The sequence below is a fragment of the Pseudomonas faucium genome, from assembly GCF_021602585.1.
In the GTDB taxonomy this organism is placed as follows: domain Bacteria; phylum Pseudomonadota; class Gammaproteobacteria; order Pseudomonadales; family Pseudomonadaceae; genus Aquipseudomonas; species Aquipseudomonas faucium.
Genome location: NZ_BQIP01000042.1, coordinates 1 through 18722 on the forward strand (window position 1 = coordinate 1; position 18722 = coordinate 18722).

The 18722-nt window shown below is 65.3% G+C and carries 16 protein-coding genes; 7 read left to right on the forward strand and 9 right to left on the reverse strand.

The features are described from left to right. Positions 1 to 116 precede the first annotated feature (116 nt). On the reverse strand, positions 117 to 1580 hold the full coding sequence (gene dacB / locus L6D75_RS26525; RefSeq protein ID WP_176517746.1) for a D-alanyl-D-alanine carboxypeptidase/D-alanyl-D-alanine endopeptidase: 1464 nt from the start codon (positions 1578 to 1580) through the stop codon (positions 117 to 119). Positions 1581 to 1767: 187 nt separating this feature from the next. Between dacB and L6D75_RS26530 the strand changes: the two genes are divergently transcribed. Then, positions 1768 to 2112 (forward strand): YggL family protein, encoded by a 345-nt coding sequence (locus L6D75_RS26530; protein ID WP_176517745.1) that lies wholly within the window; start codon positions 1768 to 1770, stop codon positions 2110 to 2112. 38 nt (positions 2113 to 2150) lie between these two features. Here L6D75_RS26530 and L6D75_RS26535 read toward each other — a convergent pair whose 3' ends face one another. The 6 genes from L6D75_RS26535 to L6D75_RS26560 all read right to left on the reverse strand — a co-directional run bounded on the left by L6D75_RS26535 (position 2151) and on the right by L6D75_RS26560 (position 9101). Beyond that, positions 2151 to 5741 (reverse strand): transporter substrate-binding domain-containing protein, encoded by a 3591-nt coding sequence (locus tag L6D75_RS26535; RefSeq protein ID WP_176517744.1) that lies wholly within the window; start codon positions 5739 to 5741, stop codon positions 2151 to 2153. Positions 5742 to 5748: 7 nt separating this feature from the next. Beyond that, complete coding sequence (locus L6D75_RS26540) at positions 5749 to 6369, reverse strand: response regulator transcription factor (protein ID WP_176517743.1); 621 nt, start codon at positions 6367 to 6369, stop codon at positions 5749 to 5751. A gap of 277 nt (positions 6370 to 6646) precedes the next feature. Beyond that, a complete protein-coding gene (locus L6D75_RS26545; protein WP_176517742.1) occupies positions 6647 to 7978 on the reverse strand; it encodes a deoxyguanosinetriphosphate triphosphohydrolase in 1332 nt (443 codons plus the stop codon). Between the two features lie 98 nt (positions 7979 to 8076). Further along, complete coding sequence (locus tag L6D75_RS26550) at positions 8077 to 8406, reverse strand: hypothetical protein (protein ID WP_176517741.1); 330 nt, start codon at positions 8404 to 8406, stop codon at positions 8077 to 8079. After that, complete coding sequence (locus L6D75_RS26555) at positions 8403 to 8777, reverse strand: phage holin family protein (protein ID WP_176517740.1); 375 nt, start codon at positions 8775 to 8777, stop codon at positions 8403 to 8405. Before L6D75_RS26555 ends, L6D75_RS26550 begins: the two co-directional genes overlap by 4 nt. A 9-nt stretch (positions 8778 to 8786) precedes the next feature. Further along, positions 8787 to 9101, reverse strand: a complete 315-nt coding sequence (locus L6D75_RS26560) for an ElaB/YgaM/YqjD family protein (protein WP_176517739.1) — start codon at positions 9099 to 9101, stop codon at positions 8787 to 8789. Between the two features lie 326 nt (positions 9102 to 9427). Between L6D75_RS26560 and L6D75_RS26565 the strand changes: the two genes are divergently transcribed. The 5 genes from L6D75_RS26565 (at position 9428) to L6D75_RS26585 (ending at position 12792) form a co-directional block, all read left to right on the forward strand. Beyond that, on the forward strand, positions 9428 to 10636 hold the full coding sequence (locus L6D75_RS26565) for an ammonium transporter (RefSeq protein WP_176517738.1): 1209 nt from the start codon (positions 9428 to 9430) through the stop codon (positions 10634 to 10636). Positions 10637 to 10709: 73 nt separating this feature from the next. Next, complete coding sequence (locus L6D75_RS26570; RefSeq protein WP_176517737.1) at positions 10710 to 10949, forward strand: glutaredoxin family protein; 240 nt, start codon at positions 10710 to 10712, stop codon at positions 10947 to 10949. Between the two features lie 107 nt (positions 10950 to 11056). Continuing rightward, a complete protein-coding gene (locus L6D75_RS26575) occupies positions 11057 to 11488 on the forward strand; it encodes a D-Ala-D-Ala carboxypeptidase family metallohydrolase (RefSeq protein WP_176517736.1) in 432 nt (143 codons plus the stop codon). 65 nt (positions 11489 to 11553) lie between these two features. Beyond that, positions 11554 to 11877: a transcriptional regulator gene (locus L6D75_RS26580; protein WP_176517735.1), complete on the forward strand. Its 324-nt coding sequence runs from the start codon at positions 11554 to 11556 to the stop codon at positions 11875 to 11877. Between the two features lie 30 nt (positions 11878 to 11907). Further along, on the forward strand, positions 11908 to 12792 hold the full coding sequence (locus L6D75_RS26585; protein WP_176517734.1) for a pseudouridine synthase: 885 nt from the start codon (positions 11908 to 11910) through the stop codon (positions 12790 to 12792). A 100-nt stretch (positions 12793 to 12892) separates the two neighbouring features. Here the strand turns inward: L6D75_RS26585 and L6D75_RS26590 are convergent, their stop codons facing one another. Continuing rightward, complete coding sequence (locus L6D75_RS26590; protein WP_176517733.1) at positions 12893 to 14458, reverse strand: methyl-accepting chemotaxis protein; 1566 nt, start codon at positions 14456 to 14458, stop codon at positions 12893 to 12895. A gap of 111 nt (positions 14459 to 14569) precedes the next feature. Next, positions 14570 to 17311, reverse strand: a complete 2742-nt coding sequence (acnA, locus tag L6D75_RS26595; protein WP_176517732.1) for an aconitate hydratase AcnA — start codon at positions 17309 to 17311, stop codon at positions 14570 to 14572. 218 nt (positions 17312 to 17529) lie between these two features. On the opposite strand from acnA, the gene rlmM reads away from it, so the two are divergent. Continuing rightward, complete coding sequence (gene rlmM, locus L6D75_RS26600; RefSeq protein WP_176517731.1) at positions 17530 to 18594, forward strand: 23S rRNA (cytidine(2498)-2'-O)-methyltransferase RlmM; 1065 nt, start codon at positions 17530 to 17532, stop codon at positions 18592 to 18594. The last annotated feature ends 128 nt before the right edge of the window (positions 18595 to 18722 follow it).

Here is an 18722-nt window from a genome sequence, read left to right on the forward strand (position 1 = left end):
GATACCGCTCATGGCCCCCTCGCCGGCAAACCGGCTCTCACAGGTACTGCGCTGTTGTTGAAGCCAGCGCGGTAGCTGTGGGAGCCGGCTTGCCGGCGAGGGGCCCAGCCGTTGAATCAGGGCGCGACGGCGGCCGTGCTGTCGGCCGTCTTCGGCTGGCGATACAGGTCCAGCAGCACCTGGTCCAGCACCTGCGAGGCGCCCCACGGTTTCGGATCATTGAGGATCGCCGCCACAGCCCAGGTGTTGCCATTGCTGTCGCGGCTGAAGCCGGCGATGGCGCGCACGGTGTTCAGGGTGCCGGTCTTGATGTGGCCTTCGCCGGTCAAGGCGGTGCGCTTGAGGCGCTTGCGCATGGTGCCATCCATGCCCACCAGCGGCATCGAGCTGATGAATTCGGCCGAGTACGGGCTCTTCCAGGCCGCCTGCAGCAGCGCCGCCATCTCGCGGGTGCTTACCCGTTCGGCGCGGGACAGGCCCGAGCCGTTTTCCATCACCAGGTGCGGGGCGGTAATGCCCTTTTTCGCCAGCCACTGGCGCACCACCCGCTGGGCGGCGCGGGCGTCGTCGCCGTCGGCGTCGGTGCGGAACTGCGCGCCCAGGCTCAGGAACAGCTGCTGGGCCATGGTGTTGTTGCTGTACTTGTTGATGTCGCGGATCACTTCCACCAGGTCTGGCGAGAAGGCCCGGGCCAGCAGGCGCGCGCTCTTGGGCACGTTTTCGATGCGGTCACGGCCCTGGATGGTGCCACCCAGTTCGTTCCAGATCGCCCGCACCGCGCCGGCGGCGTAGGTCGGGTGGTCGAGCAGCGACAGGTAGGTCTGCGAATTGCAGCCATCGCCCAGCTGGCCGCTGACCACCACGCTGATGCCATCCGGCTGCGGCACCGGGTTGTAGCGCACATCGCCGGTGCATTGCTTGGAGGCCACGGCCTTGACCTGGTTGTCGATGCGGATGCTGGCGATCGGCGGCTCGACCGCCACGGTCACCTTGCCGCCGTCGTTGCGGGCGACGAAGCGCAGGGCCTTGAGGTTGACCAGCAGGGAGTCTGGCTTGACCAGGAACGGCTTGTTGACATCGCCACCATCGTCATTGAACTGCGGCAGGTTGGGCTGCACGAAATGGCTGCGGTCCAGCACCAGATCGCCGGTGACGGTGCGCACGCCATTGGCGCGCAGGTCACGCATCAGCAGCCACAGCTTCTCCATGTTCAGCTTCGGGTCGCCACCGCCCTTGAGGTACAGGTTGCCGTTGAGCACGCCGTTGCTCAGGGTGCCGTCGGTGTAGAACTCGGTTTTCCACTGGAAGGTCGGGCCAAGCAGCTCGAGCGCGGCGTAGGTGGTGACCAGTTTCATGGTCGACGCCGGGTTCACCGACACATCGGCGTTGAACACGGTCGCCGTGCCGGGGCCGTTCAGCGGCAGCATCACCAGAGACAGTGCGTTGTCCTGCAGCTTGTTGGCCTTGAGCGCCTGCTGCACTTTGGGTGGCAGGGTGGTATTGACGGTTGCCGCCTGGCTGGGCAGTGCGAACGGCAGCAGCAGGCCGGCGAGAACGAAGGGACGAAGCGTTTTGATCATAAGAGATTAATACCCTGCGCACGAGGGAAAAGGAGATTGGGGCTGTAAGAAGTGATGACCCCAGAACGAAATATAGTGCGCATTATGCCCCAAGCGCAGCGCTGATGCGCCACGTTCGACGGAAAAGCGCCGTTGCCCTGCGGAAACTGTTAAAGTGCCGCGCGTAATTACTCAAGAGGATTGTTTCATGGCTACCAACCGTTCCCGTCGTCTGCGCAAGAAACTGTGCGTGGATGAATTCCAGGAGCTGGGTTTCGAACTGAACCTGGGTTTCAAGGAAGACCTGTCTGACGAAGCCATCGATGCCTTCCTCGACGCCTTCCTCGCAGAAGCCATGGATGCCAATGGCCTGGACTATGTCGGCGGCGATGATTTCGGCCTGGTGTGCTCGGCCAAGCGTGGCTCGGTCAGCGAAGAACAGCGCGCTGCCGTCGAAGCCTGGCTCAAGGGCCGCAGCGAACTGACTAGCATCGAAGTCAGCCCGCTGCTGGACGCCTGGTATCCGGAAAAGCCGATCAACCCGGCTTCCTGATGCACGCTTGAGCGCCCGCCCGCACGGGCGGCGTTCGATCAAGCCCTGGCCAGTTCCCTGGCCAGGGCTTTCTCCACACGGCGCATGTGCCGTGCCAATACCTGCCGACGCAGCCTCAGCTGTGGCACCGGCAACGCCTCCTCGCCCATGGCCTCGCAGGCCAGCATCATGCCCTTGGCTTCCAGCATCCGCGCGGCGCTGAGGATCTTGTGTGCCTGCTCGCCCAGCTCGAGGGCCTGGGTGCCGGGGTCAAGGCTCATCAGTTCGGCCAGGTCCTGTTGCAGGCTCTGGTGCAGGGCCGTGAGCAGGCGGTCGCGTTCGCTTGGGTTGTCGCCGACGATGCTGCGCAGGCCCTGCAAGTCGAACGGCGCCGCTTGCCCGTGCCGGGCAATCACCGCCAGGCGCTGGCTGAGTGTGCGCAGGCTGATGGGCTTGAGCAGGCAGTCGTCCATGCCGGCGCTCAGGCATTTCTGCCTGACTTCCGGCTGGGCGTTGGCGGTATAGCCGAGGATGACGCAGGGTGGCCGCTTGCTGCGGCGTTCTTCGGCGCGAATGGCAGCGGCCAGCTGGTAGCCGTTCATGTGCGGCATGTTGCAGTCCAGCACCAGCACATCGAACTGCCCGTTACGCCAGGTATCCAGGCCTTCGCGACCGCCGCTGGCGGTGGTTTGGCGAAGGCCCAGATAGCCCAGCTGCTGGGCCATCAGCAGCAGGTTGGCCGGGTGGTCGTCGACCACCAGCACGTTCAGGCGCGGGTCGGGGGTGTCGACCTCGTCTTCGATCGGCGCAGGCAAGGGCGGCGTAGTGGCAGGCTGCAGCGGCAGGGTCATGCGCACCTGGGTGCCGAAATCCGGCAGGCTCTTGATGCTCAGCCTGCCGCCCATCATTTCGCACAGGCTGCGGCAGATGGCCAGGCCCAGCCCGGTGCCTGCGCGCGCTCCCTGGCTGTGCGGGTTGACCTGGACGAAGGGGTTGAACAGGCGCTGCAGGTCGTCGTCATGAATGCCGATGCCGCTGTCGCGTACCTCCAGCGCCAGGCTCGGGGCCGACCTTGGGCCTGCTTCGCGCAGGTTCAGGCACAGGCGCACATGGCCATGTTCGGTGAACTTGATGGCATTGCTGACCAGGTTGGAGAGGATCTGCTTGAAGCGCAGCGGGTCGAGCAACGCATGGCAGCGGGCGCTGGGGTTGATGATGACTTCCAGGGCCAACCCCTTGAGCCGCGCCTGGCCCTCGAAGATGCGGCCGACCGATTCGACCAGTGCCGCCACATCGACCGGTTCCGGCGCCAGGGTCAGGTGCCCGGACTCGATCCGCACGATGTCGAGGATATCGCCGATCAGGCCGAGCAGGTCCTTCGCCGAATGGTGGGCGACCTCCAGCGAAGTGCGGTCGACCTGGCCGTGGTTGGCACGCTTTACCGCCAGCTCGAGCATGCCAATCACGGCATTCATCGGCGTGCGGATCTCGTGGCTGATGGTGGCAAGGAAGGTGCTCTTGGCTCGGTTGGCCTCTTCGGCCTGCTGCTTGGCCTCGCGCAGTTCCTGCACCAGCTTGCGGCGTTCGCTGATGTCGATCCAGCCGCCGATGATGCCGCGTACTTCGCCCAGCGAATCGCGGTACGGCAGGATCCAGTGGTAGATGGTGATTTCCTGGTCCTTGAGCCGCAAGGGGCGGTCGACCACCAACGGCACGCCGGCGGCCATCACCTGCAGGTAGTCGGCCTGGATCTGCCGGGTTTGCTCGGTGGCAGCGAACAGGCTGTCTTCCAGGCGCTTGCCCAGCACCTGGTCGAGGTCCGCCTGCACCGCCTCCAGGTAACTGGCGTTGCAGCTTTGCAGGCAACCGTCGCGGTCTCGCACGTACATGGGGTGGGGCGTGCCGTTGAGCAGGGCGCCCATGAATTCCAGCTGGTCGCCGAGGGCGCGTTCGGCATGTTTGCGCTGGCGGATCTGCAGCCGCAGGTGGGCGTTCCAGATCAGCGCCAGCAACAGCAGCAGGCCGGTGCCCAGCAGCACTTGCAGGGCCAGGCGGCGAAACGGCGCCCAGCTGCCGTCGTCATGCCGGCTGAAGTCGCGCCAACGGTTGTTGATGCCGCCAAGCTCTTCCGGTGAGATGCTCAGCAAGGCTTTATCCAGGATCGACGCGAGCGCCGTGGCCTGGGCAGCGGTGGCCATGGCGAAGGTGGCCGGCTCGCTGCCCACCGTGCGGCGGATGGCCAGGTCGGCATTGCCGGCCAGGGCATGGTTGGCGTCGACCAGCGTGGTGATCACGCCATCGACGGCGTCACTGCTGAGCAAGGCCATGGAATAGAACGGGCTGTCCGTCTCGATCCAGCCGATTTGCGGGTAGCGGCTGGCCAGCAGCTCTGCCATGGCGCTGTAGCGGGTGATCGCGATACGGCGCCCATGCAGTTGCTCGAGCGATGCGTACTCGTTGTCCTCGGCGCGGGTCACCAGCACGTAGGGGCTTTCGAGGTAGGGGCGGCTCATCTGCAGGCGCAGGTCGCGCGCGCCCTCTACCGCCAGGGCGGCGATCATGTTGACGCGCCCGTCTTCAAGGCGGGCGACCATGTCGGCAATGCCATTGGCCCGCTGCACCTCGAAACGCAAGCCGGTGCGCAGGCGAATCAACTCCAGCAGGTCGGCCGTTATGCCGCGAAAATGCCCGTTGCTGTCGAAATAGGACAGCGGTGCTGCGGTTTCGTCGATGGCCACCTGCATGATCGGGTGTTCCTGCAACCAGTGCGCCTCGGCTGGCGTGAGGTGCAGATGGCGATTGTTCAGCAGCAGCTCGCCACCGGCGCTCCAGCGCTTGAGCAGGCTGGCGCGCACGCTGCCTGGTTGATGCTCGAGGGCTGCATTCACCAGCTCGATCAGCAGGTTGTCATCGGCCCGCATGGCGAAGCCGAAGCCGACGTTTTCGTGCTCGCCGAAACTGGCCATGCGCAAGCGTGGCAGGTGGCCGCGATTGAGTTGGTAATGGGTGGAGAGGGTATCGCCGATGAACACGTCGGCCTGGCCGAAGGCAACGGCATTCAAGGCTTGCGAGGAAGAACCGAAAGCCAGCAGTTCGGCTTCGGGGTAGGCGGCGAGGATGTCCTGGGTGGGCAGGTAGTGATACAGCATGCCCAGGCGCATGCCGTGCATGCCCGGGGCGAGCGCGCGCCGCTCGTCCTCGCGGGTGACCAGCACCGGCTGGTCGATGGCATAGGGGTGGGAAAGGGCCAGGCCATCGGTGGCGGCTTCATAGCCATTGGCGCTGCCGAGCAGGTCGATGTCACCGCGTTTGAGCGCCGCCACTGCCGCTTGCCGGCTGGAATAGCGCTTGACCTGGATCGGCAGCTGCAGGGCCTTGCCGATCAGGTCGGCGTATTCGGCCGTCAAACCCTGGTAGTCGCGGCCACCACTGGTGATGTCGAAGGGGGGATAGTCAGGCGCCGAGGTGCCCAGGGTCAGCTGTTGACGCTCCTGCAGCCATTGCTGCTGCGCCGGTGTGGGCTGCAGCCGCACCGCTGCCGCCGATGAGCGGGCGAGCAAGGTGTAGGGCATGGCCTCCTGTTCCGAGGCCTGGGCACAGCCTGCGCAAGCTGCCAGGCAAACGAGCAGGACGGCTAGAAATCGCGCCATGTCTGCCTCAGACCAGCGCGTTGCGTTTGGCCATTTCGATGAGGTCGACCAGGGTGTCGACCTGAAGCTTCTGCATCAGGCGTTTCTTGTAGGTACTGACGGTCTTGTTGCTCAGAAACATGCCGGAGGCGATTTCCTTGTTGCTTCTTCCCTGGGCAAAAAGTTGCAGCACCATCAACTCGCGATCATTGACTTGGCGGAACAGTTTGAGGTCGGCTTGCGCTGATTGCGGGCCATTGTTGACGGTCTGGCTGGGAAAATAATTGTAGCCGGCAAGTACGGCTTTTATTGCACTGAGCAATTCACTGAGGTCTTCCTGCTTGCACACATAGCCAGCGGCGCCTGAGTGCATGCAACGCAGGGCGAACAGCGCCGGTGATTGCGCGGTAAGAACCAGTACCTTGGAGGGCAGGGCCATGGCCTGGAAGCGTGACAGCACCTCGAGGCCGTCCAGCCGGGGGATGCTGATGTCGAGGATTACCAGGTCTGGAAGCGTTTCGCGCACCATCTGCATGGCGTCTACGCCATTGTCGGACTCGCCGACGATCTTGTAGCTCTGGTTTTCGAGCAACATACGGACAGCCAGGCGAATGACCGGGTGATCATCGACTATGAATACGGAATACATGTGCAAGTTCCCTGCGGCGGATGACGAAGGCAGGGCGCACCTTAACGCAGTTGAAAGTTGTCGGGGACGCGTGGAGAGGCGAATGCGGCGTTATGGGAAATTGCCTACAACACAAAGCAACTTGCGCCACGAAGTGTAATAAAACAATTCCGAGTTCAGGCTGTTTTCAATGCCCGTAACGTCGAGTTGTTCGCCAGTGTTTAATGATTAAACGTCGACTGTAGGAAGCATCCTACAAAAACCGCCCGGCAGTCGCGCCAGGCGGCATCGCAGGCATTCAGGACGGGGTAGATTGGCCAGTCATTTCCCGCGCCATCTCACTGGCATAGCTGTCGGTCATGCCGGCAATGAAGTCGATCATGCGCAGGAACGACTTGTACAGCGAGTCATGCGGGTTGGGCGCACTGTTGCCGAGCAGGTCGAGCACCCGGCGGCTCTTGAACGAGGGCATGCGCCCGCCTTGTTGTTCGAGGGCCGCGGCGCAGAAGGTGTTGAGCAGGATTTCCAGGGTGGTGTAGGCGCCGATCTCGTGCAGTGTCTTGCGTTTGTCCTGGAAGATCTTGTTGCGCGCCATGTCCTTGGCCTGCAGGACGCAACGCTTGGCCGGGCCATGCATGTGCTCGACCAGGTCGCCGCTCAACTGCCCGGCCAGCAGTGCCTGCTGCTGTTCGACGAAGGCGTGGGCGGCGGCGTTGGTCAGGTGCTCGATGGCCTTGCCACGCAGAATCGCCAGCTTGCGCCGCCGCGAATCGGACGGGCCGAGCTGGCGGTAGGTTTCCGGCAGGTCGTCACCCACCAGGTCGAGCAGCAGCGCCTCGACCTCGGCGTAGTGCAGCAGCTCCATCTCCAGGCCGTCTTCCAGGTCGATCAAGGCATAGCAGATGTCGTCCGCGGCCTCCATCAGGTACACCAGCGGGTGGCGCGCCCAACGTTGCTCTTCCAGAAGCGGCAGGCCCAGCTTGCGGGCGATCTGCTCGAGCAGCGGCAGCTCGCTCTGGTAGCAGCCGAACTTGTGCTTCTTGTAGCCCAGGGCGTCGGCGTGGCGCGCCGTCCAGGGGTACTTCAGGTAGGTGCCGAGGGTGGCGTAGGTCAGCCGGGTGCCGCCATCGAACTGGTGATACTCAAGCTGGGTCAGCACCCGAAAACCCTGGGCATTGCCTTCGAAATTGAGGAAGTCGCCGCGCTCGTCGTCGCTCATGTCGTCCAGCCAGCCACGCCCGGCGGCCTGCTGGAACCAGTGGCGGATGGCATCTTCGCCGGAGTGGCCGAAGGGCGGGTTGCCGATGTCGTGGGCCAGGCAGGCGGACTGCACGATCATGCCCAGGTCGCTGGGCGCGCACCAGTCGGGCAGGCTGTCGCGCAGGGTCTCGCCCACGCGCATGCCCAGCGAGCGGCCGACGCAGCTGACCTCCAGCGAGTGGGTCAGGCGGGTATGGATATGGTCATTGCTGGTAACGGGGTGGACCTGGGTCTTGCGCCCCAGGCGGCGAAACGCGCCTGAGAAGATGATCCGGTCGTGGTCCTTGTGGAAGGGGCTGCGCCCCAGTTCTTCAGAGCTGTACAGGGCTTTGCCCAGGCGCTCGCGGGTGAGCAGGGTGTGCCAGTCCAAGGCGCGGTCTCCTGTCGATCGAAGGGCATAGCATCCTGTGTCAGGCAGGGCTGCGCAAGGGTGGGCAGGCACCGCTGGCCAGCCAGCGGTGCACAGGGTCAGGGGCGCCGGCCTGCCTGCAGGTACAGGCGTACCAGCGGCAGCAGGCTGCTGCCCAGGCGCACCAAGCGCGACAGGTTGCCGCTGCGCACGCCCTTGCCGGTCAGAAAGCCCAGCGCCACCACGGCGCCAATGCCCCACAGCGGCGCGTGCTTGATGCCCAGGCCTTCGTGCAGCGAGCCGCCCATGCCGCGCAGGCGCTGCAACGGTTGCAGCAGCTGCCCGGATTCGTGGCGGATTTCCTGGCGGTGCATCTCCATGCGCAAACGCAGCAGGGCCTTGCGCAATTCTCTTGGGTTACGGGTGTTCGGCAGTTCAGGCAGGCTCATGGCAGCAGGCGCTCCCGGTCCTTGGCAAGTTCTTCGAGGGTGGCACCGAAGGGCGACGACTCGTCGAACACCGCAGCCTTGAGCCGCAGTGCGCAATACAGCGCAGCGATGCCGTAGAACACGCACAGGCCGACGATGCCGGCCAGGCGATAGCTGTCCCACAACAGCACCAGCAACAGGCCCGACAGCGCCGTGAGCAGCAGCAGCGCGAACACCAGCGCCAGGCCCGCGAACAGCAGCAGGCTCAGGGTGCGTCCCTTCTGCTCCTGCAACTCGATGCCGAACAGTTCGATATGGCTGTGCAGCAGCCCCAGCAGTGCCGCGCCCAGGCGCTTGCCCGAGGCGCCGCTGGCAATGGCGTCATTCTCCATGGGGGCTCCTCAACGCCGATTGGCCAGCAGGCCGATCAGCAGGCCGACACCGGCGGCGATGCCGATGGCCTGCCAGGGGTTGTCCTGAACGTACTGCTCGGCCGTACCCAGCGCCGCTTCGCCGCGCTCCTTCACCGACTCCTGGGTCAGCTGCAGGGTCTCGCGGGCCTGGGTCAGGCGGTCGTGAATCTGCCCGCGCAATTCGTCGGCCTGGTCGCCCGCCAGGTTGGCGGTGTCAGCCAGCAGTTTCTCGGTATCACGGACCAAGGCCTGGAAGTCAGCCATCAGTATGTCTTGTGCAGTCTTTGCCGATTTGCTGGCCATGGGGCTCTCTCCCTGTGTGGTGTGTAGATCATTCGAGTTTGCCGGTGCGCCGAAGGTTCAGTGCGGCCCTGGTACAGGCCTTGCTAAGCCATTGCCCGATGGCGTTTGCCACAACCCGGGGCAGTGCCTGGGGTTGTGCGCCGATTCAGGGCGAGCGCGCCCGGCGCGTACCGATAAACCTTAACCCAATCCACGACAAACCCAAGAAAAAACCCTGCAGGCTTCGCCCGGGCCGGAAAACCCGGGCGAGAAGCTGGCACCGATTCGGTGCAGGGATGCAGGCGCTTGAACTGTCCTGGTGCCTTTTCAGCAGGTCTGCCTCTTTCATGGAAAACACCCACAGCGCGATGGACTCCCTGGTCCATGGTTCCAACACCCTGTTCATCCTCATGGGCGCCATTTTGGTGCTGGCCATGCATGCCGGCTTCGCCTTCCTCGAAGTGGGCACGGTGCGCCACAAGAACCAGGTCAATGCCTTGTCGAAGATCCTCAGCGATTTCGCCATCTCGGCCTTGGTGTATTTCTTCATCGGCTACTGGATCGCCTACGGCGTGAACTTCTTCCAGCCGGCGGCGCAACTGGCGGCCGACCACGGCTATGCCCTGGTCAAGTGTTTCTTCCTGCTGACCTTCGCGGCGGCGATCCCGGCGATCATCTCCGGCGGCATCGCCGAGCGCGCGCGTTTCGTCCCGCAGCTGTGCGCAACGGCATTGATCGTGGCGTTCATCTACCCCTTCTTCGAAGGCGTGGTGTGGAATGGCAACCTGGGCATCCAGGGCTGGCTGCAGGCGCGCTTCGGTGCGCCGTTCCATGACTTTGCAGGCTCGGTGGTGGTGCATGCCATGGGCGGCTGGCTGGCACTGGCCGCCGTGCTGCTGCTGGGGGCGCGGCGCGGGCGCTACCGCGACGGCCGCCTGGTGGCCTTCGCGCCGTCGAGCATCCCGTTCCTTGCCCTGGGCTCGTGGATCCTGATCATCGGCTGGTTCGGCTTCAACGTGATGAGCGCCCAGACCCTGCAGGGCGTCAGCGGCCTGGTGGCGCTCAACTCGCTGATGGCCATGGTCGGCGGCACCCTGGCGGCCTTGCTGGCTGGCCGCAACGACCCAGGTTTCCTGCACAACGGGCCGCTGGCCGGGCTGGTGGCGATCTGCGCCGGCTCCGACCTGATGCACCCGATCGGTGCGCTGGCCACCGGGCTGGTGGCGGGGGTGCTGTTCGTGTGGAGCTTCACCGCGGCGCAAAACCGCTGGAAGATCGACGATGTGCTGGGCGTCTGGCCACTGCACGGGCTGTGCGGGCTGTGGGGCGGCATCGCCTGCGGCATCTTTGGCCAGGCGGCCCTGGGTGGCATGGGCGGGGTCAGCCTGGCCAGCCAGTTGATCGGCAGCCTGGCGGGGGTGCTGGTGGCACTGGCCGGCGGTTTTGCCGTGTATGGCCTCATCCGCCGTCTGCATGGCCTGCGCCTGAGCCACGAGCAGGAGTTCCAGGGGGCCGACTTGTCGCTGCACCGCATCGGCGCCACCAGCCAGGATTGACCTCGGCAGGGTGCGCAAGGGGCAGGGCGGGCCTAGAATAGGTGTCTGTCCCCTGCCTAGCGAGTCCTGCTCCATGCTGCCTGAATGCCAACTCTTCGGCACTGTCGGCTGCCACTTGTGCGAAGTGGCCGAAGCCGTGCTGATGCCATTTGTCGAACATGGCCTGCTGGTCGAGCTGGTCGATATCGCCGACAGCGAGGCACTGTTCGAGCGTTATGGCCTGACCATCCCGGTGCTGCGGCGCAGCGATACCGGTGCCGAGTTGCACTGGCCGTTCGATGGCGAACAGGTGGTGGCGTTTCTGGGGCAGTGAAACCCCTGGGGAATGGTATCCCTGCGCCATGATCAATGCTGCGCTGTGATGATCGGGTGCCGGCGCACCGATGCCGGCATCATTCATAGGTCGTCAGGAATCCAGCCATGTTCATCACCCCTCATTTCACCCTCGATGAAATGATCGTTTCGCAGCTCGCAGCCAGGGACGGGCTCGACAACACCCCACCACCCGAGGCACGCGCCAACCTGCAGTTGCTGTGCAGCGTACTGGAACAGGTACGCGCCCTGTTCGGTGTGCCGATTGTCGTCAGCAGCGGCTACCGCAGCGTGGCTGTCAACAAGCGCGTTGGCGGCGCGGCCACCAGCCAACATGTACAGGGGCTGGCGGCAGACTTCACGGTATTGGGAATGACCCCGCGCGAGGTGGTGCGCCAGGTCAGCGAGAGCGCCGTGGCCTTCGACCAGCTGATCCTCGAATTCGACCGTTGGGTGCACCTGTCGGTGGCGCAGGCCGCGCCACGCCGGCAGGTGCTGACCATCCGCAAAGGCACGGGCTACCTGCCGGGACTGCAATAAGCCGCATTGACGGCGGCAAGCGCTTGTTCGTATGCTGTATATAAATACAGTATCGAGGTGAATGCATGCTCAACGTCGAGCAACTCAAGTACAGCGTCAACCGCATGCCGGTAGAGCGGGTGGCCGAAGCTGTGCTGGAAATGCGCCTTGAAGGCCTGGTCACCGAGGACCGCACGCCGTTCGGCAAGGTCCATTTCAATACCTGCTTCGCCGAGATCGAAGCGCTGTTCCAGCGTGCCGGCTATCACCGGGGGTTGGATGTGGTGGGTTACGAGGGCTTGCTGTATGCGCTCTACGACCCTGGCCGCTGGGAGCCCGTGCAGGTATTGCGCTGGCTGAAGGCGCGCAGCGAGGGCGAGGCTGGTTGCGTTGCCGGGCTTGGGGGATAATGCCCGGCTTTGATCGATTCGAGTTACGCCATGACCAGCCCCTTCGACCCTGCCCGCCAGCAAGCCAGCACGGTGTGCCTGCCACCTGGCAACTGGGCCACGGTGCTCGATTGCCTGTGCGACCACTTCAAGGCCATTGGCCGTGAGCAGTGGCTCGACCGTTTTGCCCGTGGCCGGGTGCTCGACGCCCAGGGGCAGGCGGTCGCTGCCGACCTGCCTTACCGGCGCGGCATGCGCCTGCACTATTTCCGTGAGGTGGCCAACGAGCGGCCGATCCCGGTGGAGGAGGCCATCCTGCACGTCGACGAGCACCTGGTGGTGGCCGACAAGCCGCACTTCCTGCCCGTCACGCCGACCGGCGAGTACGTCGAGCAAACCTTGCTCCGGCGCTTGATCCGCCGCCTGGACAACCCGCACCTGGTGCCCTTGCACCGCATCGACCGGCACACCGCGGGGCTGGTGCTGTTCTCCGCCAACCCGCAAACCCGCAGCGCCTATCAGCGGCTGTTCCCGGAGCGGCGTATCGACAAGCGCTACCAGGCCATCGCCGCCGCCATGCCCCAGCACGCGTTTCCGCGGGTGCACAAAAGCCGGCTGGTGCACGGCGAGCCGTTTTTCCGCATGCATGAAGTGGACGGGGTAGATAACAGCGAAACCCACGCCGAGGTGCTGGAGAAGCAGGGTGAGCTGTGGCGCTACGGCCTGTCGCCGGTCACCGGCAAGACCCACCAGTTGCGGGTACACATGGCGGCCCTGGGGGCGGGTATCTGCAATGACCCGTTCTACCCCGACCTGCTCGAGGAACACGACGATTACCAGCGGCCCCTGAAGCTGCTGGCGCACAGCTTGCGTTTCAGCGACCCGTTGACGGGCGAGGAGCGCTACTTCGAAAGCCGCCTGACGCTGGAGTGGTAGGCGGTTGCAGCCCATGAGGGCCTCACCGCCGGCAAGCCGGCTCCCACAGAGCTGTCAGTGCCTGTGGGAGCCGGCTTGCCGGCGATGAGGTCCTGCGAACTTAGCGGTTGAAGCGCTCCACCAGCGAGTACTGGCCGCCTGCCGTGCTGCTCAAGGCTTCACTGAGCAACGCCGAGTGCTGGGCCTGTTCGGCGGTTTCGTCGGCCAGGGTGGCGATGGTGCTGATGTTGCGGCTGATCTCGTCCGCCACGGCGGTCTGCTCTTCGGTGGCCGCGGCAATCTGCGTGGCCATGTCGGTGATGTTGGCCACCGCCTCGCTGATGCCGACCAGCGCCTGGTCGGCCTGCATGACCCGCTCGACACCTTCCTGGGCCTGACGGTGGCCGCTTTCCATGGTCTGCACCGCGTTGTTGGCGGTTTGCTGCAGCTTGGCGATCAGGCCGTGGATCTGCCCGGTGGACTCGGCGGTACGCTGGGCCAGCTGGCGCACTTCGTCGGCGACCACGGCAAAACCGCGGCCCATTTCACCGGCACGTGCCGCTTCGATGGCGGCGTTGAGCGCCAGCAGGTTGGTCTGGTCGGCGATGCCTTTGATCACGTCTACCACGCCACCGATTTCGTCGCTGTCCTTGGCCAGCTGGGTCACGGTGGCGCCGGTTTCGCCCACGGCACTGGACAGGCGCTCGATGGCGTCGCGGGTTTCCCCGGCAATCTGCCGGCCCTGGGCGGTCAGGCGGTTGGCTTCCTGGGTGGCATCGGCGGTGCGTTGCACGTGGTTGGCCACCTCCTGGGTGGTGGCAGCCATCTGGTTGACGGCGGTGGCGACCTGTTCGGTTTCCACGCGCTGGCGCTCCAGCCCCGATGAGCTCTTGTGCGCCAGCTCATCGGACTGGCGTGCCTGCTCGCTGAGGTGTTCGGCGCTGTCCTGCAGGCGGGTCAGGCAGGTCTTCAGGCGTGCGTCCTGGCTGAGCATGGCCATTTCCAGGCGAGCCTGGACGCCCCGGCTGTCGGTGTACATCTGCGCGATCAGCGGGTCGGAGGTGGTTTGTTCGGCCAGGCGCAGCAGGCGCTTGAGGCCCCGTTGCTGCCAGCCCAGCCCCATCAGGCCAAGCGGCACCGACAGGCCAGCGGCTAGGGCGAAGCCCCAGGAGTGGCCCAGCCAGTTGCCGATCAGGAAGCCGACCTGGCTGACCAGGATGAACGGCAGCCAGTCCTGCAGCACCGGTAGCCATTTGTCGCGGCGCGGAATGGCGGTCTTGCCCTGGTTGATGCGCTGGTACAGCGCCTCGGCGCGGCGGATCTGCTCGGCGCTGGGCTTGACCCGCACCGATTCGAAACCGACCACCTGGTTGTTGTCGAAAACCGGCGTGACGTAGGCGTTGACCCAGTAATGGTCGCCCGACTTGCAACGGTTCTTGACGATGCCCATCCATGGCAAGCCTTGCTTGAGGGTTTGCCACATGTGGGCGAACACCGCCGCCGGCACGTCGGGGTGACGTACCAGGTTGTGCGGCGCGCCGGTCAGCTCCTCGCGCGAGAAACCGCTGATCTCGATGAAGGCATCGTTGCAGTAGGTGATCACACCCTTGGCGTTGGTGGTGGAGATCAACCGTTGTTGGGCGGGGAAGGTCCGCTCGCGTTGAGTAATCGGCTGGTTGTTACGCATGGGTCGTGTAATCCGCAAGGCTTTGAACAGGTATCGGCAGGCCAGCGGTTTTGTTGAATGATTAATTGCAAGGCAAGGTGGGGAAGGGGCCGCAGGGCGGCCCCGGAGGCTTCAGCTCGCGATCAATTGGCGCAACACGTAGTGCAGGATCCCACCGGCCTTGAAGTACTCCACTTCATTGACCGTATCGATGCGGCACAGCACCTCGATCTGCTGCTGTTGGCCATCCTCGCGGGTGATCAGCAGCTGCAGGCTCATGCCCGGTTTGATCTGCGCGCCAGCCAGCCCCAGCACATCGATCCGCTCCTTGCCGGTCAGGCCCAGTTGCTTGCGGTCGTTGCCCGGCTTGAACTGCAGGGGCAGCACGCCCATGCCCACCAGGTTGGAGCGGTGAATGCGCTCGAAGCTCTCCGCCAGCACCGCCTTGACCCCCAGCAGGTTGGTGCCCTTGGCCGCCCAGTCGCGGCTGGAGCCGGTGCCGTACTCCTGGCCGGCGATCACCACCAGTGGCGTGCCCTCGGCCTGGTAGCGCATGGCCGCATCGTAGATCGACAGCTTCTCGCCGGTGGGCACGTACAGCGTATTGCCGCCTTCTTCGCCACCGAGCATCTCGTTGCGGATGCGAATGTTGGCGAAGGTGCCGCGCATCATCACCTCGTGGTTGCCGCGGCGTGAGCCGTAGGAGTTGAAGTCGCGCGGCTCCACGCCCTTCTCGCGCAGGTAGCGCCCGGCCGGGCTGTCGGCCTTGATGTTGCCGGCAGGGGAGATGTGGTCGGTGGTCACCGAATCGCCGAGCAGGGCGAGGATGCGGGCCCCCTGGATGTTCTCGATGACCGGCAGCGGCCCGCCGATGTCGTCGAAGAACGGTGGGTGCTGGATGTAGGTGGAGTCGTCCTGCCAGACATAGGTGGCCGCCTGCGGCACCTCGATCGCCTGCCACTGGGCGTCGCCGGCGAACACCTCGGCGTACTCCTTGTGGAACATGGCGGTATCGACCTTGGCGACGGCTTCGGCGATTTCCTGCTGGGTCGGCCAGATATCGCGCAGGTACACCGGTTGGCCATCCTTGCCGGTGCCCAGGGCGTCCTTGGTCAGGTCCACGCGCACGCTGCCGGCCAGGGCATAGGCCACCACCAGCGGTGGCGAGGCCAGCCAGTTGGTCTTGACCAGCGGGTGCACGCGGCCTTCGAAGTTGCGGTTGCCCGAGAGCACCGAGGCGACGGTGAGGTCGGCGCTGCTGATGGCCTTTTCGACGGCCTCATCCAGCGGGCCGGAGTTGCCGATGCAGGTGGTGCAGCCATAGCCGACCAGGTCGAAGCCGAGCTGGTCCAGGTAGGGGGTGAGGCCGGCGGCGTTGTAGTAGTCGGTGACCACCTTGGAGCCGGGCGCCAGCGAGCTCTTGACCCAGGGCTTGCGCTGCAGGCCCTTTTCCAGGGCCTTTTTCGCCACCAGCCCGGCCGCCATCATCACGCTGGGGTTGGAGGTGTTGGTGCAGGAGGTGATCGCGGCGATCACCACGGCGCCGTGGCGCAGGGTGTGGGTCTGGCCGTCGTGGCTGTAGTCGATCTCGCCGGCCTGGTCGGCATTGCCCACCGCCACGCCACCGCCGCCTTCGCTTTCCAGGCGGCCGACTTCCTTGGCCAGCACCTTGGGCTGCTGCTCGATGAAATGGTTGAAGGCCTGGCTGACCTGGCCCAGCGCGACCCTGTCCTGGGGCCGCTTGGGCCCGGCCAGGCTGGCTTCGACCTCGCCCATGTCCAGCGCCAGGGTATCGCTGAAGATCGGCTCCTGCCCCGGCAGGCGCCACAGGCCCTGTGCCTTGCAGTACTGCTCGACCAGCTGCACGGTTTCGCTCGGCCGGCCCGACAGGCGCAGGTAATCGAGGGTGACCTCATCGACCGGGAAGAATCCACAGGTGGCGCCATACTCAGGCGCCATGTTGGCGATGGTGGCGCGGTCGGCCAGCGGCAGGTCGGCCAGGCCATCGCCGTAGAACTCGACGAACTTGCCGACCACGCCCTTCTTGCGCAGCATCTGCGTCACCGTCAGCACCAGGTCGGTGGCGGTGATGCCTTCGCGCAGTTTGCCGGTCAGCTTGAAGCCGATCACTTCGGGGATCAGCATCGACACCGGCTGGCCGAGCATGGCCGCCTCCGCCTCGATGCCGCCCACGCCCCAGCCGAGCACGCCCAGGCCGTTGATCATGGTGGTGTGCGAATCGGTACCGACCAGGGTGTCGGGGAAGGCGTAGGTGCGGCCGTCCGCTTCACGGGTCCAGACCGTGCGCCCCAGGTATTCCAGGTTGACCTGGTGGCAGATGCCGGTGCCCGGCGGCACCACGCGGAAGTTGTCGAATGCGCTCTGGCCCCAGCGCAGGAAGGCGTAGCGTTCGCCGTTGCGCTGCATCTCGATGTCGACGTTTTCGCCGAACGCCTGGGGCGTGGCGTAGCGGTCGACCATCACTGAGTGGTCGATCACCAGATCCACCGGCGACAGCGGGTTGATCCGCTGCGGGTCGCCACCGGCCTTGGCCATGGCGGCGCGCATGGCGGCGAGGTCGACCACCGCCGGTACGCCGGTGAAGTCCTGCATCAGTACCCGCGCCGGGCGGTACTGGATCTCGCGGTCGGAACGGCGCTCCTGCAGCCAGCTGGCGAGGGCGCGCAGGTCGTCGCCGCGCACGGTTTCGCCGTCTTCCCAGCGCAACAGGTTTTCCAGCAGCACCTTGAGCGACATGGGCAGGCGCTGCAGGTCGCCGAGCTGGCGCGCAGCCTCGGTGAGGCTGAAGTAGTGGTAGGTGTGGTCGGCTACCTTCAGGGTCTTGAGGGTGTTCAGGCTATCGAGCGAGGGCATTGCCAACTCCTTATGCACCGGTGCCCGGCCTTTGGCGTGGCCGGTGCACCGCTCTGTTTCGGCCCGCACGGCACGGACCTGGCTGAATGGTCAGGTTAGCCCGGTTTGGCGCCCCTGACCCTTTTCTGGACCGGCGGGGCGTGTCGCAGGTTCCGAACTTCCTTTATCATCGCCGCCCTGCCGGCGCCCGTAGCGCGCCAGCCGTAGTGGAGTGAGAGATGAATACCCTGTTCATGCATTGCCGGCCCGGTTTCGAGGGCGAGGTCTGCGCCGAGATCAGCGAACAGGCCGCGCGCCTGGAGGTTGCCGGCTATGCCAAAGGCAAGCCGCAGAGCGCCTGTGCCGAGTTCGTGTGCGCCGAGGCCGACGGTGCCGAACGGCTGATGGCGCAGTTGCGCTTCGCCCAGCTGATCTTCCCGCGCCAGTGGGCCCGTGGCAGCTACATCGAACTGCCGGAGAGCGATCGCATCAGCGTGCTGCTCGAGCACCTGGCCGGTTTGCCGGTGTTCGGCAGCCTGTGGCTGGAAGTGCTGGACAGCAACGATGGCAAGGAGCTGTCGACGTTCTGCCGCAAATTCGAGGTGCCGCTGCGCAAGGCGCTGGAGAAGGCCGGGCGCCTGGTCGATGACGCCAGCCGGCCGCGCCTGCTGCTGACCTTCATCAGTGGCCGGCGGGTGTTCGTGGGCGTGGCCGAGGCGAACAACAGCGCGCTGTGGCCGATGGGCATCCCGCGCTTGAAGTTCCCGCGCGAGGCGCCCAGCCGCTCGACCCTGAAGCTCGAAGAAGCCTGGCACCAGTTCATCCCGCGGGAGCACTGGGACCTGCGCCTGGGCGACGACATGACCGGTGTCGACCTGGGCGCGTCGCCGGGCGGCTGGACGTACCAGCTGGTGCGCCGTGGCATGCTGGTCACCGCCATCGACAACGGCCCGATGGCCGAAAGCCTGATGGACACCGGGCTGGTCCAGCACCTGATGGCCGATGGTTTTACCTGGCAGCCGAAGCAGCCGGTGGACTGGATGGTCTGCGACATCGTCGAGAAGCCGGCGCGTACCACCGCGCTGATCGAGACCTGGCTGGGCGAGGGGCTGTGCCGGGAAGCGGTGGTCAACCTGAAGTTGCCGATGAAGCAGCGTTATGCCGAAGTGCGGCGCTTGCTCGATCGCATGGAGGCGACGTTCAAGGCGCGCAAGGTGAAGGTGTCGATTGCCTGCAAGCAGCTGTATCACGACCGTGAGGAAGTGACCTGTCATCTGCGCAGGCTCGACCTGAAAGCGCGTTGAGCCTATCGCCGGCAAGCCGGCTTGTATGGTGATACTCGAAGGGGTGGTGGGACGACAAAGCCGATTCTGACTGTTAGCCGCAGTACAGACCGTGGGAGACCTCGCCCCACCCCTTCACCAAAGCGCCG

Excerpts from the sequence above, each read along its gene's own strand:
- dacB (WP_176517746.1), bottom strand. The coding sequence starts at position 1,580 with ATGATCAAAACGCTTCGTCCCTTCGTTCTCGCCGGCCTGCTGCTGCCG.
- L6D75_RS26530 (WP_176517745.1), top strand. The coding sequence starts at position 1,768 with ATGGCTACCAACCGTTCCCGTCGTCTGCGCAAGAAACTGTGCGTGGAT.
- L6D75_RS26535 (WP_176517744.1), bottom strand. The coding sequence starts at position 5,741 with ATGGCGCGATTTCTAGCCGTCCTGCTCGTTTGCCTGGCAGCTTGCGCA.
- L6D75_RS26540 (WP_176517743.1), bottom strand. The coding sequence starts at position 6,369 with ATGTATTCCGTATTCATAGTCGATGATCACCCGGTCATTCGCCTGGCT.
- L6D75_RS26550 (WP_176517741.1), bottom strand. The coding sequence starts at position 8,406 with ATGAGCCTGCCTGAACTGCCGAACACCCGTAACCCAAGAGAATTGCGC.
- L6D75_RS26555 (WP_176517740.1), bottom strand. The coding sequence starts at position 8,777 with ATGGAGAATGACGCCATTGCCAGCGGCGCCTCGGGCAAGCGCCTGGGC.
- L6D75_RS26560 (WP_176517739.1), bottom strand. The coding sequence starts at position 9,101 with ATGGCCAGCAAATCGGCAAAGACTGCACAAGACATACTGATGGCTGAC.
- L6D75_RS26565 (WP_176517738.1), top strand. The coding sequence starts at position 9,428 with ATGGAAAACACCCACAGCGCGATGGACTCCCTGGTCCATGGTTCCAAC.
- L6D75_RS26570 (WP_176517737.1), top strand. The coding sequence starts at position 10,710 with ATGCTGCCTGAATGCCAACTCTTCGGCACTGTCGGCTGCCACTTGTGC.
- L6D75_RS26575 (WP_176517736.1), top strand. The coding sequence starts at position 11,057 with ATGTTCATCACCCCTCATTTCACCCTCGATGAAATGATCGTTTCGCAG.
- L6D75_RS26580 (WP_176517735.1), top strand. The coding sequence starts at position 11,554 with ATGCTCAACGTCGAGCAACTCAAGTACAGCGTCAACCGCATGCCGGTA.
- L6D75_RS26585 (WP_176517734.1), top strand. The coding sequence starts at position 11,908 with ATGACCAGCCCCTTCGACCCTGCCCGCCAGCAAGCCAGCACGGTGTGC.
- L6D75_RS26590 (WP_176517733.1), bottom strand. The coding sequence starts at position 14,458 with ATGCGTAACAACCAGCCGATTACTCAACGCGAGCGGACCTTCCCCGCC.
- acnA (WP_176517732.1), bottom strand. The coding sequence starts at position 17,311 with ATGCCCTCGCTCGATAGCCTGAACACCCTCAAGACCCTGAAGGTAGCC.
- rlmM (WP_176517731.1), top strand. The coding sequence starts at position 17,530 with ATGAATACCCTGTTCATGCATTGCCGGCCCGGTTTCGAGGGCGAGGTC.